Below are 18,105 nucleotides of genomic sequence, written 5' to 3' on the forward strand. Positions count from 1 at the left end.
TTTCGGCCTTTCCCGGCGCGTCCCTGTCGGATCGTGCCCCTCGCCGCCCTCGACCCTCTTATTCTTCTACTCATTTGTAGAAGGTTGGTTCCGGCGCACGGCACCGCGCCCCATGAACCACACGCACGTCTAAGGAGCGGACGCCACCATGGTGTTCAAACGACTGCTCGGCTCGCTCGGCGTGGGCGGCCCCACCGTCGACACGGTACTGGATCCGGGCCCGGTCCCGCCCGGCTCGGCGCTCACCGGCGAGGTCCGGCTCGAGGGCGGCACCGCCGGCTTCGACATCGAGCACATCACCCTGGAACTCGTCGCCCGGGTGGAGGTCGAGCACGAGGAGGGCGAGAGCGAAGGCGGCATCGTCTTCGAGCGGTTCACCGTCGGGGGCGGCTTCCGTCTCGCCGAGGGCGAGCGGCGCAGCGTGCCGTTCAGCGTGCTCCTGCCCTGGGAAACGCCGGTGACCGAGTTGCACGGACAGCCGCTGGGCGTCGTACTCGGCGTGCGCACCGAGCTGTCGGTGGCCGGTGCCAGGGACAAGGGCGACCTCGACCCGCTGGCCGTGGGTCCGCTGCCCGTGCAGGAGGCCGTCCTCGAAGCGTTCGGTCAGCTCGGCTTCGGCTTCAGGTCGGCCGATCTGGAGTACGGGCGGATCGGCGGCACCGGGCAGCAGCTGCCCTTTTATCAGGAGATCGAGATCACCCCGTCGCCGCAGTACGCGCACCAGCTGAACGAGATCGAGGTGACCTTCCTCGCCCATCCGGGCGGCATGGAGGTCGTCCTGGAGGCAGACAAGCGCAGCGGCCTCTTCTCCGACGGGCAGGACGCGCTCACCAGGATCACCGTCGGACAAAACGACTCCCGTGACTGGAACTCCGAAGTCGACGGCTGGATCCGCCGGCTGGTCGAGCACCGGACCTCGTACGGTATCCACGGTCATGGCGGCCATGACGACCACCACCGCCCCGGCCCCGGCCCCGGCGTGGGAACCGCCGTCGCCGCGGGCGCCGCCGGCCTGGCGGTCGGCGTCGCCGGCGGCATGGTGGCGGCCGAAGTCGTCGACGAGATCGGTGACTTCTTCGAAGGGGACGAGGAGGACGAGGGCTGACGGCAGGACCCGGCGGTCGGCGGTCCGTCACCCCGTGGCGAGCGCCGACCACTCGTCGTCCCGCAGGCCGAGCAGGCGTTCTCTCCGGCGCGGCGGGCAGGGGTCCGTGGTCACCGGTCACCTGCAGTGCCGAGACACCACCGCCGTCCGCAGAGAGGGGACCGTGTACGGGCCGCCGGCGGTGAAGGCCGTCGCGGCCCGGGCGCCGTCCTTGGCAACGAGGACCCGCGGGCAGGGCAGCAGCTCCCGTACGCCCTCGGTGGTGAGGTCCCCGCGGCCGTGCCCTCGGGCCGGAGCGTTGCGCGATGGTTGACGTCGAAGCTGACCGCGAGCCTTCTGGACGCACAGGCGCGCCTTGGCTCGCAGATGCCACCACTCGACGACCTTGTGGACGTGCCGTTGCAGGTTCTCCGTCAGGAACGCCGACATGACGACGCCGTCCTGCTCGCGGCACGCCTGTCATGACCGCTCCTGCGACGCCACGTGAACGCACAACCACCACCATCGCCATCGGCGCCTGAGGCGGGGGCACCGGCAACTCGCTCGACGCCTCCGCCATCCGTATCTGCGCCGAGCTCAGCACAGCTGCCGAAGTGGCCTTCCCTTCCCATCTCGGAACGCGTCGACGAACGCTGCTGCCCGAGTCGGCATGGACCGTCACCCGGCAACACCCCTAACCCAAAGGTGTCCTGACGGCCAGACAGGGGCACTCGGTTCTGCGGATCGCCGATGATCACGGTGATCGTCACTCGTTGAGGAGATGGGGAGCTGTATGCGTAGCAGGGGGACGAAGATCGGTGCGGCCGTGGTTGCGGCGGTCATGGGAAGCGTCGTCGTCACAGGGTGTGGGGACGACGGCGAACCGAAGGCCCAGGAGGGCAGTGCGTCCGCGAGCGCGGGCAAGAGCGCCGATGGCCGGGAGCAGGGCACCGCGGCGGTGCGAGCGGCCTACGACAAGACGGCCGAAGCCGAGTCGGCACGGATGACGATCCGGATGAAGCTCTCCGCCGACGACCGGACGATCACGTCCGACGGCAAGGGTGTGCTCGACCTGGCCGAGGGCGACAGCGTCATGACCGTCACGGCGCAGGACAAGACGATCGAGCAACGCGTGGTCGACCAGGTCCTCTACCAGAAGGTCCCCGGTCAGAAGGCACCGGGCGGCAAGCCCTGGATCAAGATCGACCTGGAGAAGGCCGCGGCGCAGCAGGGCCTGGGCAGCAACCAGCAGATCGGTGACCCGGCCCAGACCGCCGCCTACGCCAAGGCCATCACGGACAAGGACGTCGGCAAGGTCGGCACCGAGAAGATCGACGGAGCCGACACCACGCACTACAAGGTCGCCGTGGACGTCACCAAGCTGTCGGGCGGCGACGAGTTGCGCAAGCGGATCGGTACGACGCTGCCGATGCAGGTCTGGCTCGACGACGAGGGCCGGCTGCGTCGCCAGCAGATCGACATGACCGTCGAGGCGCCGTCCTCCGCCTCCGCGAAGCCGAAGGACGGCGCGACCCCGCAGCAGCTCAAGATGAGCACGGTGATGGAGTTCTCGGACTTCGGCGCAGAGGTCGACCCCGAGGCTCCGTCGGCCGATCAGGTGGCCGACATGACCGACAAGGCCCTCCAGGGCAGCCGCCGGCAGAACTGAGCGGGCGCTGGGTGACCGCGGGTCTCCCGGTGCCGGGCAGCTGCACCCCTCTGCGCCCCTTTCGTCAGCATTAGTCCCCTACGCCACTTCCGATTAGGGTGGACAGGAGGACGACACCCAGCACAGACACACCGACGACCGCGGAGGTGACCGTCATGGCCGAAACCTCGCACCGTATCGACACGGAGGCGAAATCCCGGGCCGAGAAGGAGACACCTTTGCGGGGGCGCAGGGGGGCCGACACCCCTCCGGGGCAGCGCGGGAACACCACCGTGGCCGACGCCGTCGTCGCGAAGGTGGCGGGCATGGCCGCCCGCGAGATCCCCGAGGTCCACAACCTCGGCGGCGGAGCGGCCCGGGCGCTGGGAGCCATGCGCGAGCGCGTACCCGGTCGAGGGCCCGGCGTCACCCAAGGCGTCAGTGTGGAGGTCGGGGAACGCCAGGCGGCCGTCGACCTGCAGGTGGTCGTCGAGTACGGCGCGTCGATCACGGACACCGCCGGAGACGTCCGTGCCAACGTCATCGAGGCCGTCGAGCGCATGACCGGCCTGGAGGTCGTGGAGGTGGACATCGCGGTGAACGACGTCCACCTGCCGGACGAGGAGGAGCCGGAGCAGGACGAGCGACGCGTGGCCTGAACGGCCGGTGCGCGCACAGCGCCCGGCCGCCCACGTCAGTCGTCGTACGACAGGCCGTGGCCGGAGCGGAAGAGGACCCTGGTCGGGTCGTCGGCCCGCTGAATGGGCACGGGCAGCCTGCCGCGCGGGTCGACCCGGCCGGCGATCACCCGGGCGGCGGCGCGCAGTTCGACCTCGGTCCAGCAGTAGGAGGCCAGAGACGCCGGGACGTCGCCGAGGTGAGCGATGTCGTAGGGGTTGCGGACCGCGAGGTGGACGACGGGGACGCCCGTCGCGAGCAGCCGGGAGACCAGGGTGCGCTGTGTACTGGCGGCGCCGACGTTGTCGGTGGTGACAACCACCGCATCCCGTCCCCGAGCCGCGGCCACGGCCGCGTCGATGGTCGCCGCGTCGGGCGCCCGGCCGGTGGCGAGATGGGTGGTGCTGTAACCCAGTTCGTCGAACGCCTTGGCCAGCTCGGGCACCGTGGTGCGGGTGTCGTCGGTCGGGAAGGCGGGGCTGGCGCCGACCACGAGCAGCCTGCGTTGCCGGCGGCGCAGCGGGAGCGCCTCGTCCTCGTTGACCAGCAGGGTGGTGGTGCGCTCGGCGATCCGGGCGGCGGTGCGCCGGTGACTGCGGGCGCCGACGACCCGGTCGACCTCCCTCAGGGAGACATAGGGGCTGCGGCTGAGCAGGCCGGCCTTGTCCTTGACCCGCAGGATACGCAGGACCGACTCCTCGAGCCGTGCCTCGGTGATCTCGCCGCTGCGGACGGCGGCGAGGACGCCGTTGTAAGCGACGGCGATGTCCGGCGGGAACAGCAGTTGGTCGGCACCGGCCTTGAGGGCGAGGACGGGCACGCGGTCGTCGCCGTACTTGGTGCGTACGCCGGCCATGTTGAGGGCGTCGGTGACGATCACGCCGTCGAAGCCGAGTTCCTCGCGCAGCACGTCCTGGAGGATCGCGGGCGACAGGGTGGCCGGGTCGTTGCTGGGGTCGAGGGCGGGGACCTGGAGGTGCGCGGTCATGATCGAGTCGACGCCGGCGGCGATCGCGGCCTTGAACGGCGGGGCGTCGATGCGGTCCCACTCCTCACGGGTGTGGGTGATCACGGGCAGTCCGGTGTGGCTGTCCTCCCCGGTGTCCCCGTGGCCCGGGAAGTGCTTGGCGCAGGCCACGACGCCGGCCCGCTGATAACCCGTCACCTGGGCCGCCACCATGCGCGACACCTCGTGGGCGTCGGCGCCGAAGGAACGGACGTTGATGACGGGGTTGGCAGGATTGACGTTCACGTCGGCCACCGGGGCGAAGTTCTGATGGATGCCCAGGGCGGCGAGTTCAGTGCCCGATATCCATCCGGCGGTGCGTGCGTCGGAGGTCGAGCGGCCCGCGCCGAGCGCCATCGCGCCCGGCAACTGGGTGGCGCCGCTGCCGATACGGACGTTGACCCCGTGCTCCTGGTCGATGGAGATCAGGGACGGGATGGGGGTGGGCAGGTCGAGCGAGGCCCGCTGCACGCCGTTCGTGAGCTCGGCGATCTGCCGGGGGTCGTGAATGTTGTTCGTCCAGCCGGAGAAGTAGATGACACCGCCGATGTGGTACTTGGCGATGAGCTCGGCCACGGTGCGGACGCCGAGTTCCTTGAGGTTGCGGTCCTGGTCGAACTGGCTGGGAGAAGTCGCCGACGCGCCGTAGAAGTACGGCACGAACAGCTGGCCGATCTTCGCCTCGACGCTCATCCTGGAGATGATCTTCTTGAGTCGGCTGTCACGCCGATGCGCGGCCGCCGGCGTGGCCGTCACGCCCACGACACCCGTCGCACCCGCGGCGACCACGGTTGCGGAGGCGAGAACGGTTCGTCTGGACAGACTCCGGTCCTGCATGCGGACATGCTCCTTCCAGCCTTGCCCGACAAGGGAATTGAAGGAAACGCGCAGTACTGCGAACAGCGGGCAACGTAGCCCGCACACGACAGACACGGCAAGAGGTCTAGACAAAACAGGTCCAGACAAAGCTCAAGCTCCCCTGGCCTGACCCGCATGGAAGAGGTCAACGGGGGTGGAAGTCGTCGCGTGTGGGGATGCGGGGGCCTTTGACGCGTGGCTCGCGGAGCACTACTCGCGGCGCGAGGTGGTCGACGTGGGGCTGTGCTGGGGGCGGGTCCCGGGGCCGGCGTCGCGGCTCCGACGGGCGCAGGAGGACGGCCGCTGGGACCGCGCCCACGCGTCCCGGGCGACGGCCGTCGTCCCGGACGACCTGGCTTCGGCGCTTGCCGCGGATGAGGCGGCGAGTGCGGCGCGCGCTCGACCGGACCACCCGCCATCTCGTGACGCTCCCGCTGCTCCAGGCCGCGACGCCGGAGACCCGACGGGCTCGGTTGGAGCGTGCGGTAGGGCAGGTCAGGGTTTGCGTGCCAGTCCGGCGGCGATGAGGCGTTCCCAGACCGTGAGTTCACGCTCACCGCTACTGTTGAAGCGGCTGTCGACGGCGTCAGGACGCCACAGGGGTGCGGGAACTATGCCCGGGTCGAGGATCTCCAGGCCGTCCAGCAGGGATGCGATCTCCTCGTCCGACCGCCACCGGCCGCGGCCGAAGGTCTCCTGGAGGACCTTCTCGGCCTCGGCGGTCTCCGGATTGTTGCCGGAACGGAAGTGGCTGACGAAGAAGTAGCTGCCGGACGGCACGTGGTCGCGCCAGTGGCGGACGATGCCGGCAGGGTCCTCGTCGTCATTGACGTGGTGCAGGATGGCGCTGAATATGACGGCCACCGGGCGGTCGAACTCGATGAGCTTCAGGGTGTCGGGGTGGGTACGGACCTGCTCGGGTTCGCGGACGTCGACGGCGACGATCCGGGTCCATTCGTTCTCCTCGAGGAGCGCGCGACCGTGGACCAGCACCTGTGGGTCGGTGTCGACGTAGACGACCCGAGCCGTCGGGTCGTGCTGCTGCGCGACCTGGTGAACGTTGTCGGCGGTCGGGAGACCGCTGCCCAGGTCGATGAACTGCCGTACGTCGGTGGTCGTCGCAATCGTCCGGATCGCCCGGGTCAGGGCCGCTCGGTTCGCGAAGGCGATCGCCACCGAGCCGGGGAGGTCGCGTTTGAAGACGTCACCGACCTGACGGTCCACCGCATAGTTGTCCCGGCCGCCCAGCAGATAGTCGTAGACGCGGGCGATGCTGGGCTTCGTGCGGTCGATGGACGAGCCGCCTTCTTCCGTCATGCCCTCCATTCTTCCCTGCCGCAAGGCCCGTTGCCCACGCGTTCGGTGAGAAAGGCCGTCGCGTCGGGGACGTACCGCGGGAGACCGGTGGTCGCTCCTGACAACTCCTGCCGCTAGGTTGCTCCTTGAGTGTTGGACCGGCTTGATCTGGAGGATGTCACGTGACCGAGATTTCCGCTGCGTCGATGGCGGCGCGCAAGCGCATCAAGACCGACCAGCCGCACACCGCCCGCATCTGGAACTACTGGCTGGGCGGCAAGGACCACTACGAGGTCGACCAGGTCGCCGGAGACCAGATCCGTGCGCTGCACCCGGGCATCGGCGACTACGCCCTCGCCGATCGTCAGTTCCTCGGGCGCGCCGTGAAGTACCTCGTCGACGAGTGCGGGATACGGCAGTTCCTCGACATCGGCACCGGCCTGCCGACGGCCGACAACACTCATGAGGTCGCGCAGCGGATCGCTCCGGAATGCCGGGTTGTCTACGTCGACAACGACCCCATCGTGCTGGCTCACGCCGAGGCCCTGCTGACGAGCACGCCGGAGGGGAGCACGGACTATCTCGACGAGGACCTGCGCAACATCGACCGCATCATCGAACAGGCGGCGCGTACGCTGGACTTCAGCAAGCCCGTGGCCCTGGTACTGCTGGGCGTCGTCATCTTCGTCGAGGACGACAAGGACGCGTTCGGGATCGTGCGCCGTCTGATGGACCGGCTCCCCGCGGGCAGTCACCTCGTCCTCTCGCACACCATCACGCGGCCCGACATGCCCGATGTCGACGCCGCGGTGGCGTTCTGGAACGAGCACGGCACACCGAAGCTGACCCAGCGCACGCCGGCCGACATCGAGGGGTTCTTCGACGGGCTGGAGCTCCTCGCTCCGGGCGTGGTCTCCTGCAACCGCTGGCGACCGGACGACAGCGAGGGCGATCTGCCCGCCGAGGTGGCCATGTTCGGCGGTGTGGGACGCAAAGCCTGACCGGGAGCGCCAGGCACTGGTCAGGCCAGGCGCAGGTCGATCCAGGGCACCGTGTCACCTTCGCGCAGCAGGTAGCGCTCGATCTCGACGAAGCCGTGCTGTTCGGCGAAGCGCAGCCCGTCGGGGTTGGAGGCCAGCACCACGGTCTCGATCACGCGGGGGTCCAGCGCTCGGGCCTGGCTCAGGGCGCGTTCGTAGAGCCGGGTGCCGAGGCCGCGGCGGCGGAACTCCGGCAGGACGCGGGCGATGACCGTCGCGGTGGCGCCGTTGTCCTCGGTGGGCGGGCGCACGGTGGTGCAGCCGATCAGGACGTCGTCCAGGTGGGCGACCTCCATGCGGTTGCGGCCGGTGCGGGCACGGACGTCGTCGAGCGACAGCACGTCGCCGGGGATGATCACGTTGTGGACGTACTGCCAGTCGCGGATCGAGGCGTCGTCGTCCACCGCTCGTATGCGAAGGTCGGTCACCCGCTCAGCAAACAGGTGCCCGCCACGGCCCGTCAACCGCGTATGCCGTGCGGGGAAGTGCAGGTCAAGGGCCGGTCTCGGCCGTGATCAGGTCGGCGAGCCGCTGTGCGGTGTCGAAGTGGGGAGTGAGACGGGTCTTGGTCATGGCGAAGGAGGTGCCGGTGGCCTTGTCGGCATAGACGTAACTGCCGCCCCCTCCGGCCCAGCCGAACGTGGTCGGCGTCTCGTCCGGGCGTGAACCGATGCGGCCGAGCGGATAGCCCAGGGCCAGCCGCGCAGGGTTGGCGAAGACCCGGTCGGTGCCCTCGAAGGCCACCGCCGTCAGCTCCTCGAGCTGACGCGCATCGATGAGCCTGCCGTCGAGGACCGCGGCGTTCATGCCGGCGATTCCGCGCGCGGTGAAGGTTCCGACCGACGGGATGTCCGCCTGCAGGATGCTCCGGCTGTTGCCCAGGGCCGCGGTCGGTCGCATCTCCCAGGGGGCGAGAAGGGAATCGCCCTCCGGTGGGGCGGCCGGGCCAGGTGGCGCGTCCTCGAGGTGTGCGAGCCGGGCCAGGTCGGTCGTGGGCACGCCGAAGTAGAGGTCGCCGTCGATGCCGAGGGGCGCGGTGACCCACTCGTGCAGGAGTTGCCGCATCGGTTGACCGGTGACCCGGCGGGCGATTTCACCGACGAGGAAGCCGAAGGTGAACGAGTGGTACCCGGTCGCCGTCCCGGGTCGCCACAGGGGCGCCGCGTCGGCGATCGCGGTGCAGACCCGCGACCAGTCGGTCAGGTCGGCGGGGCCGATGCCCCGAGGCATCGCCGGCACGCCGACCGAGTGGGTCAGCACATGGCGCAGCGTCGCAGCCGCCTTGCCGTGGGCACCGAACTCCGGCCACACCTCGGCCACTGGTGTGTCGTATCCGACGGCACCGGTCCCGACGAGCAGGTGAGCGATCAGCGACGTCATGACCTTTCCGGCGGAGAAACTGAAGAACGGGGTCTGCGGGGTCACCTTGCGCCCGGTCCGGCCGTCGGCGACGCCGGCGACGGCGTCCACCACGAGAGAGCCGCGGTGGTGAACGGCAATCTGCAGGCCGGTTTCTGCTCCTGAGTCGACCAGTTCGTCGAGGACGCTCTGAACCTTCGGAGCCGGTGAGGGCGTCATCGTCGGGCGCTCGGCTTCATGCAGTGGGTCCCGCGCTCAGGAGGATCCGGCGGGCGGATCGGCCAGGACGCCCTCCAGGAGGCCCGTGGCCTGTCCGACCTCGATGAGACAACCGTCCGGGTTTCTGCAGGTAACACTGGTCGATGTCGGCCACCCGGATGTTCAGGAAGCACGTCGCCGTGCGCGGATCGGTCGGTGCACGGAGAGTGACGTCGGGCTTGTCCGGGGTCGGACCACGTCCCGGGTTCATGATCAGCCAGCTGTTCGCGAGCTTCACGATGCACGGATTCTCGTCGAGGACGACTGAGGAGAAGTCCCGTCGCCGGGGGCGGCAGGTCTTCACGGCGCATGGTGTGACACCTCCGGACCGTGGTGGAGTACCTCCCCCATGGTGGGCCAACCGGGCGCTCCCCGAAAGAGGATCACGACCCGGTCGCCTCGTCGGCCGGTGAGGACGGCGGGGCGCTGCCGTCCTCACGCGGAGCTCAGTCCCCCGCTTGTGACAGGACGGATTCCAGCAGAGCGAGACTGGCCAGGATCTCGCTCTGCTGTGCCGTACCGAGGCCGGTCGTGGTCAGGCGCTCCAGTTCCGCCCACGCACCGTCCACCTTGTCCCGCAGTGCCAGACTGGCCTCGGTCGCCTCGACGATCACCGCGCGTCCGTCCGTGGGCGACGGACTGCGGCGCACGAGGCCCGCCTTCTCCATCCGGGAGATGCTGCGCGCCATCGTCGGAGCGTCCGAGTCGACCGCCTCCACGAGGTCGACCTGGCGCTGCGGCCCCTGGTCCCACAGGGCCATCAGCACGAGTTCCTGACCGGGGTGCAGACCGGTTTCCCGCAGCAATCTGCCCGCGAGCGCCTTGTGGAGCCGCGCCACCCGAAAGATCGCGTGGCTGACCGGCCTGGCTCCCAGAGACGCGGCCCGCTCCGTCGCATGTTCTGACATGCCGTGATCGTACTCCTGAGAAAAGTTGCCCGGACAAGGAATAGACTCCGGAGAGTTACTTGTTCGGCTAACTGTATGACCGTTTCCGTCCATCAGGAGAACCCCATGTCCACTGCGTTCGAGCCCGTGATCGCCGGCAGCCTCAAGCTGCGCAACCGGATCGTGATGGCCCCGATGACCCGCAGCCGCGCGAACGGCACCCTGCCGACGGCCGACACGGCGACCTACTACGCCCAGCGCGCCTCCGCCGGTCTGATCATCACCGAGGGCATCCAGCCGTCGGTGATCGGCCAGGGCTACCCGTTCACACCCGGCCTGCACTCGGCCGAGCAGATCGCCGCGTGGCGGCAGGTGACCGACGGTGTGCACGCGGCCGGCGGGACGATCGTCGCCCAGCTCATGCACACCGGCCGCATCGGCCACCCGAGCACCACGGAGGCCGTCGGCCACGGCGCGCTCACCCCGGTCGGCCCGTCACCCGTCAAGGCGGCCGGCCAGATCTTCACGCCCACCGGACCACAGGACCACGTCGTGCCCGACGAACTGACGGAGGACCAGATCGTCGCGACCGTCGCCGACTTCGCCGACGCGGCACGCAACGCCGTGGCCGCCGGGTTCGACGGCGTCGAGATCCACGGCGCCAACGGATACCTGCTCCACCAGTTCCTGGCCACCAACGCCAACCGGCGCACCGACCGCTGGGGCGGCTCGCCGGAGAACCGGATCCGCTTCACGCTGGAGGTCGCGCGAGCCGTCGCGGCGGCCATCGGCGCCGACCGCACCGGCATCCGGCTCTCCCCCGCCAACGGCCTGGGAGACACCGCCGAGGCAGACCACGCCACGCTCTACCCCCTCCTGGTCGCCGAGCTCGACACCCTCCAGCTGGCCTACCTCCATCTCGTGGAGGCCGGTGACCCCTCCCTGACGCAGACGCTGCGCGCCGCCTGGTCCGGCACGTTCGTCCTCAACGCCGCCGACGGCGACACGTCCGGGCAGAGGCGCCGGCTGGACCTCGTCACCAGCGGCCGGGCCGACGCCGTGTCCTTCGGCCGGCTGTACATCTCCAACCCGGACCTGGTCGCCCGGCTCGCGGCCGAAGCGGAGCTCGCCGAGCCCGATCTGAGCAAGGCCTACGGCGGCGACCACCGGGGCTACACCGACTACCCGACGGTCGACGGCACCCTGCCGGCGCTCTGACCGCCGAGCTGCTGCCCATGGTCATCGGCGCGCCTTCGCCGGGACCGTGGGCGGCGCCGTGCCCCGACCGATGAGATCGGCGCCCGGGGTCGGTCGTACCCGGTGACGTCATCAGCGGGAAGGGAATTGTGATCATGAAACTGACGACCGTCACGAACATCTCCGTCGACGGAGTGACGCAGGGGCATCGGCGGATCGACGTGGAGACCGGGGAGGGGACGGCAGACGCTCCGGCGGGGGGCAGTGGCGGATTCGAGCGCTTCGGATGGGCCCCGCCACTTCTCGACGACGCGGCCTCGACGTTCATCGGCCGGACCTTCCAGCGCGCCGACGCGTTCCTGTTCGGCCGGCGCACCTACGAGATCTTCGCCGGCTCCTGGGGCGCGGGCATGGATCCGGGCAACCCCGTCGGAGAGGCGTTGAACTCACGGCCCAAGTACGTCGTCTCGAACACGCTCACCGACCCCCGGTGGGCGGGCACGACCGTCCTGTCGGGTGATGTCACCGGCGCCGTCGGGAAGCTGAGGTCCGCACCGGGCGGTGAGCTCCAGGTGTGGGGCAGCGGCACCCTCATCCGCCGGCTGCTCGACGACCGGCTGGTCGACGAACTGGTGCTGCTCACCTATCCCGTGGTCGTCGGTCAGGGCACGCGGCTCTTCCCCGCCACCGGCTCGGACCTGGGACTCGAACTGGTCGACCTGCAATCCACACCCAAAGGACTGACGATCCAGACCTACCGCACCACCGGTCGCCCCGAGTACGAGACGGACGCTCCCTGAAAGCGGGGGCATACGGCTTCTCCGATGTGCGGGTCCGTGCTTCTGCGGGCTCCGCATACTGGCTCCGTGGCCACCTATGACACGCTCGGCACGACGTACGCCCGGACCCGACAGCCGGATCCACGGATCGCCGCGCAGATCCGCGCCGCACTCGGGGACGCCACTGACGTGATCAACGTCGGTGCGGGCGCCGGTTCCTACGAGCCGCCCGAGACGGTCCTCGCCGTCGAACCCAGCCGGGTCATGATCACTCAGCGTCCACAGGGGGCGGCACCGGCAGTGCGGGCGGTCGCGGAACACCTCCCGCTTCCCGTCGACGCCGCCGACGCCGTCATGGCGCTGCTCACCATCCACCACTGGAGTGACCTGGCGGCCGGGCTGCGGGAACTGCGCAGGGTCGCCCGTCGCCGCGTCGTCATCCTGACGTGGGACCAGCACATCTTCCGGGAGCGGTTCTGGCTGGTGCGCGACTACCTGCCCGCGGCCGCTGCCTTCGACGAGACCCGCGCCACCCCGATCGACCGGCTGGTCGACCTGCTCGGGGGAGGCCGCCAGGAGCCGGTCCGCATCCCCCACGACTGCGTCGACGGATTCGCGGCAGCCTACTGGCGCCGCCCGCACCTCTACCTCGACCCGCAGGTGCGCGCCGGCATCTCGATGCTGGCCCAGACCGGTGACGACGCCCTCGCGCCGGGACTGGCCCGGCTCGGCGCCGACCTGACGACCGGCCGCTGGCACTCCCGCTACGCGGACCTGCAGACGCTCGACACCATCGACCTCGGTTACCGGCTCATCGTCTCCGAGTTCTGACCCACGCGGTAGCCGAGGTAGACGCATGTGGAGGCGAAGGTGCGGGTCTCGACCAGCTCGAGGTCCACCCGGCGCTCGTCCCGGGGAAAGAACGGAATGCCGCCGCCGACCAGCACCGGATAGACCATGGCGCGGTACTCGTCGATGAGACCCGCCGCGGCCGCCTGGGCGGCGAGCGTCGCGCCGCCGATCGCGATCTCGCCCTCCTCCGGCTCGGCCTTCAACCGCTCGATCTCCTCCGCCACACCGCCGGAGGCCAGTCGGGCATTGCCCTGCACCGCCGACAGGGTGGTGGAGAACACCACCTTGGGAAGCGGATTCCACAGGGCGACCCACTCGCGCTCGGCTTCGTCGAGCGGTGCCTCCTGTTCGGCGGTCTCCCAGTAGAGCATCGTCTCGTACAGCCGTCGTCCCAGGAGGTGGACGTCGACCTGTCGGATCTCGTCGATCCAGAAGCGGAACACCTCCGGCTCGGGCGCCGTCCAGTTGAACTCGCCGTCCGGCCCGACGATGTAGCCGTCGAGTGAGACATTCATCGAATAGGTCACTCTGCGCATGGCGAGTCCTCCTCGGTCGTGGCCCCGACAGTACGACCGCCGGGCACGCCGGAACTCATCGCGGCGCGCGACATCGCTCGAATCGCCGCCCCCGGATCCGGGTCGAGGAGCGAAGGATCGCGTCGTCGCGTCCGGTCACCATGCGCTGATGACCGGCGCGTCCGGTTCGTGCCGGCGCCAGGACTCGTTGAGGCGCGAGAGCCGGGCCACGGCGGCGATGCCGTGCAGGGAGGAGACCTTGCCCTCGCTCACCTCGAACGCCACGACGCCCACGACCCGGTCGTCGACCACGGCGAGAACGGCCGGGGAGCCGTTCACCCACGCGATGTGCATCGCGGGTGAGCCGCCTGCCAGCCGCCGCTTCGCCTCCGTGGGCCTGAAGCCGGCCCGTACGAAGGAGGCGACCCGTTCGCGCGTCCTGAACCGCAGGATCCGCCTGCCCAGTCCGGCGCCGTCCGAGACCGCCGTCACGTCGTCGGTGAGCAGCGCCACCAGTCGTTCGGTTCGCCCCGACGTGGCAGCGGCCAGGAACTCCTCGACGACCCGGCGCGCGGACGCGGGGTCGGCTTCGCCTCCGCGGTGACGCTCGGCGGTGACCCGGGTCCGGGCCCGGTGCGCGTGCTGCTGGCTCGCGGACTCGCTGATGTCCAGGATCCCGGCGATCTCGGCGTGGCTGTACGAGAACGCCTCGCGCAGGACGTAGACGGCCCGCTCCACCGGCGAGAGACGCTCCATCAGCATCAGTACCGCCAAGGACACCGATTCGCGCCGCTCGAACGAGTCGGCGGGGCCGAGCATCGGGTCGCCCTCCAGGAGCGGCTCGGGCAGCCAGACACCGGCCGCACGCTCGTGGCGTGCCTGCGCCGAGCGGAGCCGGTCGAGGCAGAGGTTGGTGACGACCTTGGTCAGCCACGCCTCCGGCACCGCGATCCGTTCCCGGTCGGCGGCCTGCCAGCGCAGGAACGCGTCCTGCACGGCGTCCTCCGCGTCCGCCGCGGAACCGAGCAGACGGTACGCCAGCGAGGCCAGCCGTGCCCGGCCGGCCTCGAACCGATCGATGGCTGCGCCTTCCATGCGGTACAGCCTAGGCGGCAGCCCTCACACCGGCCCGCTCGGCGGCGGTCCCCAGGCGGCGCCTGCGCTTCGGCATCCCGAAGGTCGGGTGGGCGATCCCCCACCCGGCCCCCTTGAGCACACCCGACTTGAGCCGGGCGGCGGTCCGGCCGCCCAGGTACCAGCGCTTCGACCGGGCGTCCCCGTCCACCATCTGGAAGATCGCGTCCCGCCTTCCGAGACTGATGTGGTTGCCGTAGTACTTCAGCCCGGTCACCGGAACCTCGCCGCCCGTCAGGCGGGCGATGATCGCGGCGGTCGCCTGCATGTTGGTGAACCCGGCCGACGCGCACGACATGGGCAGTGGCCGGCCGTTCTCGCCGATGGCGTAGGCGGAGTCGCCGGCGGCGTACACGTCCGGGTGCGAGACCGAGCGCATGGTCGGGTCGACGACGATCCGGCCGGTCTCCGTCACCTCCAGTCCGGCGGCCGCCGCGATGGGGTGCACGGCGAACCCCGCCGCCCACACGGTTGCGTCGGCCGGGATGGAGGTACCGTCGGCGGCGATCGCCCGGGTCGGCTCGACGGCTTCGATGCGGGTGTGCTCGTGGACGGTGATGCCGAGCCGGTCGAAGGCCTGGCGCAGGTGGAGGCGGGCCTTCGGGGAGAGCCAGTCGCCCGGCTCCCCGCGGGCGGCGAGCGCGACCGAGAGGTCGGGCCGGGATTCGGCGAACTCGGTGGCGGTCTCGATGCCGGTCAGTCCCTCACCGACGACCAGTACGGTGCCGCCCTTCCCCAGACCGGCGAGGTGCTCGCGCAGACGCAACGCCGAGGACCGGCCCGTCACGTCGAAGGCGTGCTCGGCCACGCCGGGGACTCCGTGGTGGGCGACGGAACTGCCGAGCGCGTAGAGAAGGGTGTCGTAGGTCAGCTCGTCGTCACCCTCCTCGCCGGAAACGGAGACGGTCCTGCGCCCGGGGTCGATGCCGGTGACACGCGCCACGCGCAACCGCACCCCGGTGCCCGCGAACACATCGGCGAGCCGACGGAACGGGACGGCCTGTCCGGTCGCGAGCTGGTGGAGGCGCATCCGCTCGACGAATTCGGGCACGGCGTTGACGACGGTGATCTCGGTGTCGGCCGGCGAGAGCCGACGGGCCAGATTGCCGGCGGCGAAGGCTCCGGCATATCCGGCGCCCAGTACCACGATGCGGTGCTTCATGACGCTGCTCCTGTCTCGTTCGCGTGCCCCTTGAACGAGACCGCCGCCCGATTCCTGACAGACGTCGGATGTGACGCCGGTCACCGACCACACATCACTCGGACGACTGGAGCGTGCGGCCGCTCGGCCCACAGAGGCGCTGGCTGCGGGCGTGGCCGCCCCTGGCGAGGAATACCGTCCACAGAGCCGGATCCGCACTGAGCTGCTACCGAATGAGGACTGTGATGGCGACCCACACCGAGCCCGTGGCTCCGGTGCCCGTGGCCGAGCGCCGGGGGCGGGGCCACGTGGTGGTCACCTGGCTGACCACCACCGATCACAAGAAGATCGGCCATCTCTACCTGATCACGTCGTTCGTCTTCTTCCTGATCGGGGGCGTACTCGCCATGGCGATCCGGGCGGAACTGGCGCGACCGGGCCTTCAGGTGCTGTCGAACGAGCAGTACAACCAGTCGTTCACCATGCACGGCACGATCATGCTGCTGTTGTTCGCGACGCCGACATTCGCCGGTTTCGCCAACGCGATCATGCCTTTGCAGATCGGCTCCCCCGACGTGGCGTTCCCACGGCTGAACATGTTCTCGTACTGGCTGTTCGCCCTCGGCGGCCTGATCGTGCTGGGCAGTTTCCTCACTCCGGACGGCGCGGCCGACTACGGCTGGACCGCCTATACGCCGCTCAGCGGCATCGACCGCACCCCTCAGATCGGCGGTGATCTGTGGATCATGGGGCTGGCGCTGGCGGGATTCGGCACGATTCTCGGCGCGGTCAACTTCATCACCACCATCATCTGCATGCGCGCCCCCGGCATGACGATGTTCCGGATGCCGATCTTCACCTGGAACGTGCTGCTCACGTCGGTTCTCGTGCTGCTGGCCTTCCCGGTGCTGGCCGCCGCCCTGCTCGCGCTGGAGGCCGACCGGAAGTTCGGCGCGCACATCTTCGATCCGGCGAACGGCGGGCCGGTCCTGTGGCAGCACCTGTTCTGGTTCTTCGGCCACCCCGAGGTCTACATCCTCGCCCTGCCGTTCTTCGGTGTGATCACCGAGATCATCCCTGTGTTCTCCCGCAAGCCGATCTTCGGTTACATGGGTCTCGTCGGTGCCACGATCACCATCACCGGTCTGTCCGCCACCGTCTGGGCGCACCACATGTTCGCCACCGGCGCCGTGCTGCTGCCGTTCTTCTCCTTCATGAGTTTCCTCATCGCCGTCCCGACCGGCGTGAAGTTCTTCAACTGGATCGGCACCATGTGGAAAGGCTCCCTGTCCTTCGAACCTCCCATGCTGTGGGCGATCGGCTTCCTGGTCACCTTCCTCTTCGGCGGCCTGACCGGCGTGCTGCTCGCCTCACCGCCGCTGGACTTCCACGTCCACGACAGCTACTTCGTCGTCGCCCACTTCCACTACGTGCTGTTCGGCACGATCGTGTTCGCGATGTTCGGCGGATTCAGCTTCTGGTGGCCGAAGATGACCGGCACCATGCTCGACACCCGCCTCGAGTACATTCACTTCTGGACCCTGTTCGTGGGCTTTCACACCACGTTCCTCATCCAGCACTGGCTCGGAGCCGAGGGCATGCCCCGCCGCTACGCCGACTACCTCGAGGCAGACGGTTTCACCGCACTCAACACCGCCTCCTCCATCGGCGCGTTCCTGCTCGGCCTCTCCACCCTGCCCTTCCTCTACAACGTCTGGAAAACCGCCAGGAGCGGAGAGCGCGTCGAGGTCGACGATCCCTGGGGGTACGGACGTTCCCTGGAGTGGGCCACCTCCTGCCCACCGCCCCGGCACAACTTCGTCACCCTGCCCAAGGTCCGGTCCGAATCTCCGGCCTTCGACATGCACCACCCCTGGATCGCCGGCCTGGACCAGGCGGAAAGCACGGGTCAGCGGGACGCGCTGGACCCCGGCGGTCACAAGGGTGACCGGAGGTGACCAGCGGTGGCGCCCGTCGTCCGTCTCCCGGCGTCGCGGCGGGGGTGGGGGCCGAGGCGGAGGGCTTCCTGATGGCCCGCTCGCACCGGACCGAGGCAGACCGGGAGGCGCAGCGCCTGTGCGCCTCACTTCCCTGGCTGACAACCGCGCAGGCGGAGGAACTGACCCGTCATTACATCGCGCACCGCATCGCCCTGTCCCGCAGGATGCTCACCGCGACGGTGCATCGTGCCGACGAACTGCGCCGGGAGTACGAGGACCGGTACCAGGAGTTGCGTCGCAGCCTGCTCAGGCGCCACGCCGTCTGGGCGTCCTGCATGCTGGCCTGCGCGGCCGGCGTCGGCGGCGTGCTCGTCGGGGCGGCGCGCTGACCACGAGGCGCTGTGCGGGATCCGGCCCCCACCCCGCCGGATCG

General features: G+C 69.8%; 18 protein-coding genes and 1 pseudogene. 9 read left to right on the forward strand and 10 right to left on the reverse strand.

What is annotated here, in order from left to right; translation table 11 throughout:
- Positions 1 to 148: 148 nt before the first annotated feature.
- Entirely contained in the window at positions 149 to 1,105 is a 957-nt protein-coding gene (locus ACZ44S_RS31225) for a sporulation protein (RefSeq protein ID WP_466934888.1), read from the forward strand.
- A 117-nt stretch (positions 1,106 to 1,222) separates the two neighbouring features.
- On the opposite strand, the gene ACZ44S_RS31230 is transcribed toward ACZ44S_RS31225, so the two are convergent.
- Entirely contained in the window at positions 1,223 to 1,534 is a 312-nt protein-coding gene (locus tag ACZ44S_RS31230) for a hypothetical protein (RefSeq protein ID WP_466934891.1), read from the reverse strand.
- A gap of 343 nt (positions 1,535 to 1,877) precedes the next feature.
- Between ACZ44S_RS31230 and ACZ44S_RS31235 the strand changes: the two genes are divergently transcribed.
- Together ACZ44S_RS31235 and ACZ44S_RS31240 are read left to right on the forward strand one after the other, a co-directional pair.
- A complete protein-coding gene (locus tag ACZ44S_RS31235) occupies positions 1,878 to 2,753 on the forward strand; it encodes an SCO4651 family lipoprotein (protein ID WP_466934893.1) in 876 nt (291 codons plus the stop codon).
- A 155-nt stretch (positions 2,754 to 2,908) separates the two neighbouring features.
- Entirely contained in the window at positions 2,909 to 3,391 is a 483-nt protein-coding gene (locus ACZ44S_RS31240) for an Asp23/Gls24 family envelope stress response protein (protein WP_466934896.1), read from the forward strand.
- A gap of 35 nt (positions 3,392 to 3,426) precedes the next feature.
- Here ACZ44S_RS31240 and ACZ44S_RS31245 read toward each other — a convergent pair whose 3' ends face one another.
- Complete coding sequence (locus ACZ44S_RS31245) at positions 3,427 to 5,253, reverse strand: glycoside hydrolase family 3 protein (protein ID WP_466934899.1); 1,827 nt, start codon at positions 5,251 to 5,253, stop codon at positions 3,427 to 3,429.
- A gap of 516 nt (positions 5,254 to 5,769) precedes the next feature.
- A complete protein-coding gene (locus ACZ44S_RS31250) occupies positions 5,770 to 6,591 on the reverse strand; it encodes an SAM-dependent methyltransferase (protein ID WP_466934903.1) in 822 nt (273 codons plus the stop codon).
- 185 nt (positions 6,592 to 6,776) lie between these two features.
- Between ACZ44S_RS31250 and ACZ44S_RS31255 the strand changes: the two genes are divergently transcribed.
- Positions 6,777 to 7,571, forward strand: a complete 795-nt coding sequence (locus ACZ44S_RS31255; protein ID WP_466935091.1) for an SAM-dependent methyltransferase — start codon at positions 6,777 to 6,779, stop codon at positions 7,569 to 7,571.
- A gap of 20 nt (positions 7,572 to 7,591) precedes the next feature.
- Here the strand turns inward: ACZ44S_RS31255 and ACZ44S_RS31260 are convergent, their stop codons facing one another.
- From ACZ44S_RS31260 to ACZ44S_RS31275, 4 genes and pseudogenes are all read right to left on the reverse strand, one after another.
- Positions 7,592 to 8,038 carry a GNAT family N-acetyltransferase gene (locus ACZ44S_RS31260; RefSeq protein WP_466934906.1) on the reverse strand — a complete coding sequence of 149 codons (447 nt, stop codon included), beginning with the start codon at positions 8,036 to 8,038 and terminating at the stop codon, positions 7,592 to 7,594.
- A 64-nt stretch (positions 8,039 to 8,102) separates the two neighbouring features.
- Positions 8,103 to 9,188 (reverse strand): serine hydrolase domain-containing protein, encoded by a 1,086-nt coding sequence (locus ACZ44S_RS31265; RefSeq protein ID WP_466934908.1) that lies wholly within the window; start codon positions 9,186 to 9,188, stop codon positions 8,103 to 8,105.
- A 36-nt stretch (positions 9,189 to 9,224) separates the two neighbouring features.
- A pseudogene (locus ACZ44S_RS31270) lies at positions 9,225 to 9,538 on the reverse strand (hypothetical protein).
- A gap of 135 nt (positions 9,539 to 9,673) precedes the next feature.
- Positions 9,674 to 10,135: a MarR family winged helix-turn-helix transcriptional regulator gene (locus ACZ44S_RS31275; protein WP_466934910.1), complete on the reverse strand. Its 462-nt coding sequence runs from the start codon at positions 10,133 to 10,135 to the stop codon at positions 9,674 to 9,676.
- 105 nt (positions 10,136 to 10,240) lie between these two features.
- Here ACZ44S_RS31275 and ACZ44S_RS31280 point away from each other — a divergent pair, with 105 nt between their 5' ends.
- The 3 genes from ACZ44S_RS31280 (at position 10,241) to ACZ44S_RS31290 (ending at position 12,921) form a co-directional block, all read left to right on the forward strand.
- Positions 10,241 to 11,332, forward strand: a complete 1,092-nt coding sequence (locus ACZ44S_RS31280; protein ID WP_466934912.1) for an alkene reductase — start codon at positions 10,241 to 10,243, stop codon at positions 11,330 to 11,332.
- A gap of 134 nt (positions 11,333 to 11,466) precedes the next feature.
- Positions 11,467 to 12,111 (forward strand): dihydrofolate reductase family protein, encoded by a 645-nt coding sequence (locus ACZ44S_RS31285; RefSeq protein WP_466934915.1) that lies wholly within the window; start codon positions 11,467 to 11,469, stop codon positions 12,109 to 12,111.
- A gap of 66 nt (positions 12,112 to 12,177) precedes the next feature.
- The gene (locus ACZ44S_RS31290; RefSeq protein WP_466934918.1) at positions 12,178 to 12,921 is read left to right on the forward strand and encodes a methyltransferase domain-containing protein; all 744 of its coding nucleotides are present in this window, start codon (positions 12,178 to 12,180) and stop codon (positions 12,919 to 12,921) included.
- Here the strand turns inward: ACZ44S_RS31290 and ACZ44S_RS31295 are convergent.
- The 3 genes from ACZ44S_RS31295 to ACZ44S_RS31305 all read right to left on the reverse strand — a co-directional run bounded on the left by ACZ44S_RS31295 (position 12,894) and on the right by ACZ44S_RS31305 (position 15,753).
- Positions 12,894 to 13,478 carry a dihydrofolate reductase family protein gene (locus tag ACZ44S_RS31295; RefSeq protein WP_466934920.1) on the reverse strand — a complete coding sequence of 195 codons (585 nt, stop codon included), beginning with the start codon at positions 13,476 to 13,478 and terminating at the stop codon, positions 12,894 to 12,896. The genes ACZ44S_RS31290 and ACZ44S_RS31295 overlap by 28 nt on opposite strands.
- Before the next feature lie 135 nt (positions 13,479 to 13,613).
- Positions 13,614 to 14,552: a sigma-70 family RNA polymerase sigma factor gene (locus tag ACZ44S_RS31300; RefSeq protein ID WP_466934923.1), complete on the reverse strand. Its 939-nt coding sequence runs from the start codon at positions 14,550 to 14,552 to the stop codon at positions 13,614 to 13,616.
- Between the two features lie 10 nt (positions 14,553 to 14,562).
- Positions 14,563 to 15,753, reverse strand: coding sequence for an NAD(P)/FAD-dependent oxidoreductase (locus ACZ44S_RS31305; RefSeq protein ID WP_466934926.1), 1,191 nt, complete (start codon positions 15,751 to 15,753; stop codon positions 14,563 to 14,565).
- A gap of 224 nt (positions 15,754 to 15,977) precedes the next feature.
- Between ACZ44S_RS31305 and ctaD the strand changes: the two genes are divergently transcribed.
- Both ctaD and ACZ44S_RS31315 read left to right on the forward strand, forming a co-directional pair.
- Positions 15,978 to 17,690, forward strand: a complete 1,713-nt coding sequence (ctaD, locus tag ACZ44S_RS31310; protein WP_466934928.1) for an aa3-type cytochrome oxidase subunit I — start codon at positions 15,978 to 15,980, stop codon at positions 17,688 to 17,690.
- Positions 17,687 to 18,061, forward strand: a complete 375-nt coding sequence (locus tag ACZ44S_RS31315; protein ID WP_466934931.1) for a hypothetical protein — start codon at positions 17,687 to 17,689, stop codon at positions 18,059 to 18,061. Before ctaD ends, ACZ44S_RS31315 begins: the two co-directional genes overlap by 4 nt.
- The last annotated feature ends 44 nt before the right edge of the window (positions 18,062 to 18,105 follow it).

Source organism: Streptomyces malachitofuscus (assembly GCF_055571035.1).